Below are 6238 nucleotides of genomic sequence, written 5' to 3' on the forward strand. Positions count from 1 at the left end.
CTGCCCAGGCGCCCGCGCGCCCCACCCCACCAACGAGTGTGGAAGTGGTTGCTGCGGCAGCCACTTCCACACTCGTTCCTGCGATTCGGCGGTATCGGAGCATCGATCTTTAGGTGGCGGTGGCGGTGGCGGTCGAGTAGCAGGGCGGTTACTGTCAGGGTGGCGGCGAGGGCGTCCAGGTGGGCTCCGCCGGTCAGGTGGATGACGGTGACGGGGTTCGCGGCCAGCAGCGCGAGGACCAGGGCGGTCTGCCGGGGGTCTGTGCGTCCGGGCAGCAGCCGCGGGGTGAGGGCGACGAGCGCCACGACCGAGAGCACGGCGACGAGCCGCAGCGTGATGACGGCGCCGAGCGGCCCGGTGCCGGCCAATGCGTCGCCGACCGTGGCCGCCGCCTTCTCGACGAGAACGGCCGTGCTCCCGTAGGGGGCGTGGGTGTCCCGCCAGCGCGGGTCGACCGCGGTCACGAACGGTTCCATCCGGGGGCCCAGCGCGCGTAACGCCGAGACGCCGTGCGTCGCCGGATCGAGCCCGTGGCGGGCGAGTTCGCCCTGGCCCGCGTAGGCGTAGACGTCCCGGCTGAACAGCGGCGGGCCAAGCGCGAACGGCAGGTTCCACCCGATGGAGGTGACCACCACCCGGGCGGGGGTGATACGGGGCATGGCGGGACGCGCGATCCCCCGGGTATGCTCAGATCCGCCTGGGAGCGTGTCGGGTATATGCGGCGTATCAGACGAATCCACCGCACCCTCGGCGGCGCGAGTGGCCGAACGAGTGATCGAACGGACGAGGGCGCACCAGCAGATGCACAGGGTGATCACAGCGGCGGCGGCGACTGCCGCGAGCCAGCCCCGTGTAGCTGTCGACGGTGGCTGTGATGCGAGAATCCCCCACCAGGATGAGGGATTGAAGGTGTCCGGGTTGCGCGGTCCGAGCCCGGCCTCGGCGAGGACAGCGATCACTGCCGCGACGGTGCCCACGACGGTCGGCCACCCGACAGGTGCGTGAAACAGGCCCGCCCGCGGAAAGAATCGCGGACGGGGGCTTCGTCTCCACCCGTCGATGTCGTTGTCACGGCCGCGGCCCGGCGTGGGCCGGGTGCTTCCGGTCGGCTGGTTCGTGGCGGTCTGGCACAGGGAGGTGTCGGGTGGGTCTGCTCGGCACCGTCCTACGTCATGTGGGATCGCGTCGGGCTGTCCCGGTCGAGGCGGAGGCGTCCCAGGCCGTCCTGGCGCAGGCGCAGGCGCAGGCACCCCACGATCTTCCGTGTGACGCGCGGGAGCTGCCCTGTCCTCCGCAGGACGCGCAGCCGCGGCTCTGTCCTCCGCCTGGCACGCGGGCGCGGCAGGCTGTCCCGGGTGACGCCCGGGCGCGCCCGGGCCTGCCGGGCGGTGCGCAGCCGCGTCGGGCCGGGTGGCGGGCCGCCATCCGGCGCGAAGGCATGCAAGTCGGGCCCACAGCACCAGGAACGCTCTCCTCTCCGGCGGCCCGTCCAGGACCGCACGCCGTCCGCCGGGGAACTGGCGGTGATGCCCCGCAGCCCGGCGCGGTCTTCCCGAAGCCGCGTGCCGCGCTCCCGCGGGCCGTCCTCGCCGTCGTCGCCCTGCTGCGGCGCCAGCCATGGCTGATCACCGCCGCCCTGTGCGGGTTGTCCCTGGCGCTGGGACTCACCGGCCCGGACACCCCCGCACAGGAATATCGCGTGTGGCTGTTCAAGCACGGCGGTGCGGTGCTGTGGGACGACCAGTGGTACGGCGGGCACACCGTACCCGGCTACAGCGTGCTCTTCCCCCCGCTGGGGGCGCTGTTCGGGGTGCAGGCGCTCGGCTGTCTCGCGTGCGTCGCCTCCACCGTGATCGTCACCCGGCTGCTGCGCGGCCGCGGCCGGACGCACGGCCACGACCTGGCGCTGGTCTGGTTCTCCGTCGCGACGGTGGCCAACCTCGTCGTCGGCCGGATGCCCTTCGCGCTGGGGATGGCCTTCGGCGCGCTGGCGCTGCTCGGCGTCCGGGAACGGCGGACGAAGACGGCGTGGGCCGGCGCGGTCGGGTCGTCGCTGGCCTCACCGCTCGCCGGCGGGTTCGTGCTGCTGATCGGGGTCGCCCTGCTCGGCACGCTCCCGCGGCGCCGGGTGCTGCCGCTGGCCGGGGCCATGAGCGGGATCGTTGTCGCGTTGCTGTTCCCCGAGCACGGTGTGCAGCCGTTCCCGGCGATGACCTTCCTGTCCCTGCTGGCGCTGATCGGCGCCGGGCTGCTCGTCGTCCCGCGGCACGAGGTGGCGATCAGGCGCGGGCTGCTGCTGTGGGCCGCCGCCGCCGCGGTCTTCTTCGTCGTCCCGACCCAGATCGGCGGGAACATCGCCCGCCCGGCGACCCTGCTCGCGGGCCCGCTCGCGGCGATGCTGCTGGCCAGACGCCCGCGGGTGCTGCTGGTCGTCGCGATCCCGCTGCTGGGCTGGCAGATCGGCCCGGTGCACGGGGCGCTGGCCACCTACGGGGACGCCTCCGGCCAGGCCGGCTACTACACCGGTCTGCTCGACTACCTCGACCACGGCCCGGTGGCGATGGGACGGGTGGAGGTCCCGTTCACCCGGGCGCACTGGGAGGCGTCGTTCGTGGCGCCGCACGTCCCGCTGGCCCGCGGCTGGGAGCGGCAGCTGGACATGGAGTACAACTCGCTGTTCTACGACGGCACCCTTGCTCCCGAGACCTACCACAAGTGGCTGCTCGAACGCGGCGTCCGTTTCGTGGCGCGGCCGGACGTGGAGCTGGACTCCTCCGCGGTGGAGGAGGCGAAGCTGCTCGACGCCGGCCTGCCCTACCTGGAACTCGTCTGGTCGGACGCCCACTGGAAGGTCTGGCTGGTCACCGACTCGCCAGGCCTGGTGCGGGGGCCGGCGGCCCTGACCGAACTCGGTGTCAGCTCACTCGCGGTGAACTTCCGCGCGCCCGGCGTGGCGACCGTCCTGGTGCACTTCACGCCCTACTGGCAGCTCGACGACGGCCACGAGGCGTGCGTGTTCGAGGCGGCGGACGGCTGGACGGGCATCCTCACCGAGCGGCCTGGCCCGGTCCGCCTGTCCGCCAAGCTCACCGTCAGCGGCCTGACCAGAGCCAGCGCTCTCGACTGCCCCCCGGACCCCCGCGTCCACTGACCGCCGTACCGGTCACAGCGGTGGCCTGGTCTTCGTCTTCTCCTCGACCGTCTCCCTGTCCTCGACGGACAGCCACCGCGTACGGGACCGGGCATACGCCTGGAGTCTTTTTTGCCGTTTTCCGGTTCCGGCGAAGAAGATCGTGCATCGTCGGTTTCTACGCTTCTCCAGGCGTCCTGGCCCGGCCCCGTAGCGGCATTTCGGCCGCGTGTCCGGGATCTCTGACGCATATATTCTTTTCTATCTGGCCTGTCTCTCCATCCGGTCTCGCGTTGGCCCAGGCAGGGACAGGGTGGCGCGCCTGTCCGGTCGTTCTCGATTTTGTCCGCCGCCTCAGGTACCTTCCTGAAACTGCCGTCGGCAGAATATTTTCGTGACACCTCGTAGTTCTTCTTCTGTCGCTGACGGAAGGGGGATTATTCGCGATAACGACGGTCACGGCTTTCAAGGTGGCCAAGGTACTCGGAATGGGTGCGGTGAGCTCTGGTGGAGTCGTCGAGACGCCGCCGGGCGATGCGGGTCGGCAACCCGACAGGTTGATCGACAATGGCTCCGGCTTCGTTCGTCCTCCCTGGTCGATGGCGGCTCGTGAGTGGGGAGAGCGGGGTCCGAGAGATCCCGGAGAGCGGACCTGGGTGCTGAATCCGACGACTCGCGTCCACTATGATGATAATGTACGCACAATATTGAAACAAATCTTGTTCTTGGCCTACGGGTGGGGTTAGGCTTACCGACGTGTTCCTGAGGGGGAGGAACGTCATGTCGAGCTGGCCTGTCAGCGTTGCCTCGGCCTCTTGCGCCATCTCTCCGGCATCATCTTTGAGGATCATGAAGGTGGGATGGGTGTGAGCAGCGTGTTCGCCGAGCCGTCCGAGCCGCGGTTCGAGTTTGTCGACGTGCAGCCCCGCGCCGGTGTCGTCGGCGAAGCGGTCGTGGTCAGATGGTCTGCGCTCAACGCGGACGAGGTGTACATCGAGGGCAACGGCGTCTTCCCTCCCAAGGGGTCGCACCCGGTGGAGCTCAGGGCCACCTGTTCCCTGCGCCTGATGGCCCGTGGGCGGACCGGGGGTGTGGTGGAGGCGCAAACACCGGTCATGCGTGCCTTCAGCCCGCCGGTCATCAGTTTCCTCGAGATTCCGGCCCCGCCGAGCGGCACCCTCACCGGTATCGTCTCGCCAGCCGCTCTGTTCGAGCTCCGGGACGAGCTCGTCGAGGTCCGGGCCCGTGCTCCGCGCGGGCTGCCTTCCCCACCCGGCATCCACCAGCCCGGGATGTGGGCCGGTGGCGGTGGCTGGCTGGCCGGCCTTCCTTCCAGTGCCTTCTCGGCAGGCCGGCTGGCGACAACAACGCCGGCCGGCGGCTGGGGAAGAGCCGTTCCGCTGTTCGGCCGGGCTGGGCACCGGTGGTTCCCGTCCCCTCCGGCGGGTCGGGTGAGGTTCCGTAAGTCCGGCGGGCATGGTCCTGACCGAGGCCGAGAGGGTGTGTGGGGGCGGATGGCCGCAAGGCTGTGGGGGCGGGAGCGCCTGTCGTGAGACGACTTCTCATCTGGCTGTCCGGGGCGAACCCCCAGATCCTGGACCGCTGCCCGACCGACCGGGCGAAGTACGTCGGTATCGGCAGCGCGGTGCTGACCACGTCGCTCATGGCTGCGTCATCCTGCGCGTTCGCCCTGCACATGGGGCTGAGCCTGCCGATCGCCACCTGCGTTCTCGTCGGCGGGGCGTGGGGTCTTGCGATCATGGGCCTCGACCGGTGGCTGGTGGCCTCCGTGCAACGTCGGGAGCACTGGTACCAGAACCTGGTCATCGCGCTTCCGCGGCTGCTGCTGGCGGTGCTTATCGGCCTGGTCATCTCGACGCCGCTGGTGCTGCGCATCTTCGAGCCCGAGATAGAAGCCGAGCTGGCCACCATGCACCGTGAGAGCGCCGACCAGTTCGACCGCGACATGCAGAACGACGAACGCGCCAGGCAGATAAACGACCTCAGGGCCCGGCAGGCCCAGTTACAGGCGACCGTCGCCTCCGGCGGCGCCGTCGCGGACGTCAGCAAGGATCCCGAGGTGGCCCGCCTGCAGCCGCAGGTCGACGCCGCGCGAGAAAAATACGACGCGGCCGAGCAGGCCGTGGTCTGCGAGAAGGAAGGACGGCCGGACTGCGGCAGCGGCCGGCCCGGCGCCGGCATCGCCTACAACGAGAAAGTCGCGATCCGGGACAGCGCCAAGGCCGACCTCGACAGACTCCAGGGCCAGCTCGACCGGGCCATCAGCGTGGCGCAGACGAACCAGAACGCCTCGCGCACGTCCACGCTCGCCAACGCCCAGTCGGAGCTGAGCACGGTCAACGCCCAGCTCGACGGCCTCGTGAAAGCCCGTGCCGCGGACACCGCCGCGTTCAACGCCAAGAACAGCGACGACACCGGCATGCTCATCCGCATCGAGGCCCTCGACCGGCTGACCTCCGAGCGGCCCGCCCTCGGCTGGGCCCATCTCCTGCTGCTCCTTTTCATCACCTCGATCGAGTGCCTGCCGGTCTTCGTCAAGTTCCTGATGTCGCTGGGGCCGCCGACGCTCTACGAACAGTTTGTCGAGATCGAGGAACGCAGCCGGCTGCAGATCGAGAAGATGCAGGGCCGCGAGTGGCAGATGGAGGCATCCCTGGAGATCAACGCCGCACGTGAGGCCAAGGCGGCGGAGATCGAACGGACGGTCCAGAGAACCGTCCGGGCTCAGGCCGACGTCGCCGAGAGACTTCTCGACAGATGGCGGGAAGACGAGCTGCGGCGTATCGAGGCGGATCTCGGCAGCTATCTTGTCGCCGGCCCGCGGCCGGCCCCGAACACCCGGCCCTCCGGCAGGGCCGCCGACTTCCCCTACCCGAGCGACTTCCCGGCATCGCCCACCCGTGACCAGCCATCCCCGGAGCGGTACCGGGCGGATAACCGGGACGACAGGGCGTCCACGAGGTTCGCGACGCCCACGACGTCCAGGGTGGGATCACCGCGGGCATCGTCCGTGGACGACCCCTTCTTCGTGGACGAGCCCTTCCCCGCCGACGGGCGGACACCACCTGGGCCGCGCACTCAGCCACG

Annotated in this window: 4 protein-coding genes; 3 read left to right on the top strand and 1 reads right to left on the bottom strand. The window is 70.1% G+C overall.

The genetic code is table 11. The features are described 5' to 3' along the window. Positions 1–977, bottom strand: a 977-nt coding sequence (gene mptB / locus AC5LUJ_RS10970; RefSeq protein WP_493464884.1) for a polyprenol phosphomannose-dependent alpha 1,6 mannosyltransferase MptB, incomplete at its 3' end; no start/stop codon positions are given. A 167-nt stretch (positions 978–1144) separates the two neighbouring features. Between mptB and AC5LUJ_RS10975 the strand changes: the two genes are divergently transcribed. From AC5LUJ_RS10975 to AC5LUJ_RS10985, 3 genes are all read left to right on the top strand, one after another. Next, entirely contained in the window at positions 1145–3151 is a 2007-nt protein-coding gene (locus tag AC5LUJ_RS10975; RefSeq protein WP_250286061.1) for a hypothetical protein, read from the top strand. An 845-nt stretch (positions 3152–3996) separates the two neighbouring features. Beyond that, the gene (locus AC5LUJ_RS10980; protein WP_493464885.1) at positions 3997–4683 is read left to right on the top strand and encodes a hypothetical protein; all 687 of its coding nucleotides are present in this window, start codon (positions 3997–3999) and stop codon (positions 4681–4683) included. Next, positions 4680–6238, top strand: a 1559-nt coding sequence (locus AC5LUJ_RS10985; RefSeq protein WP_493464886.1) for a DUF4407 domain-containing protein, incomplete at its 3' end; no start/stop codon positions are given. The genes AC5LUJ_RS10980 and AC5LUJ_RS10985, both read left to right, overlap by 4 nt.

The sequence above is a fragment of the Protofrankia sp. CiP1_Cm_nod3 genome (assembly GCF_982290655.1).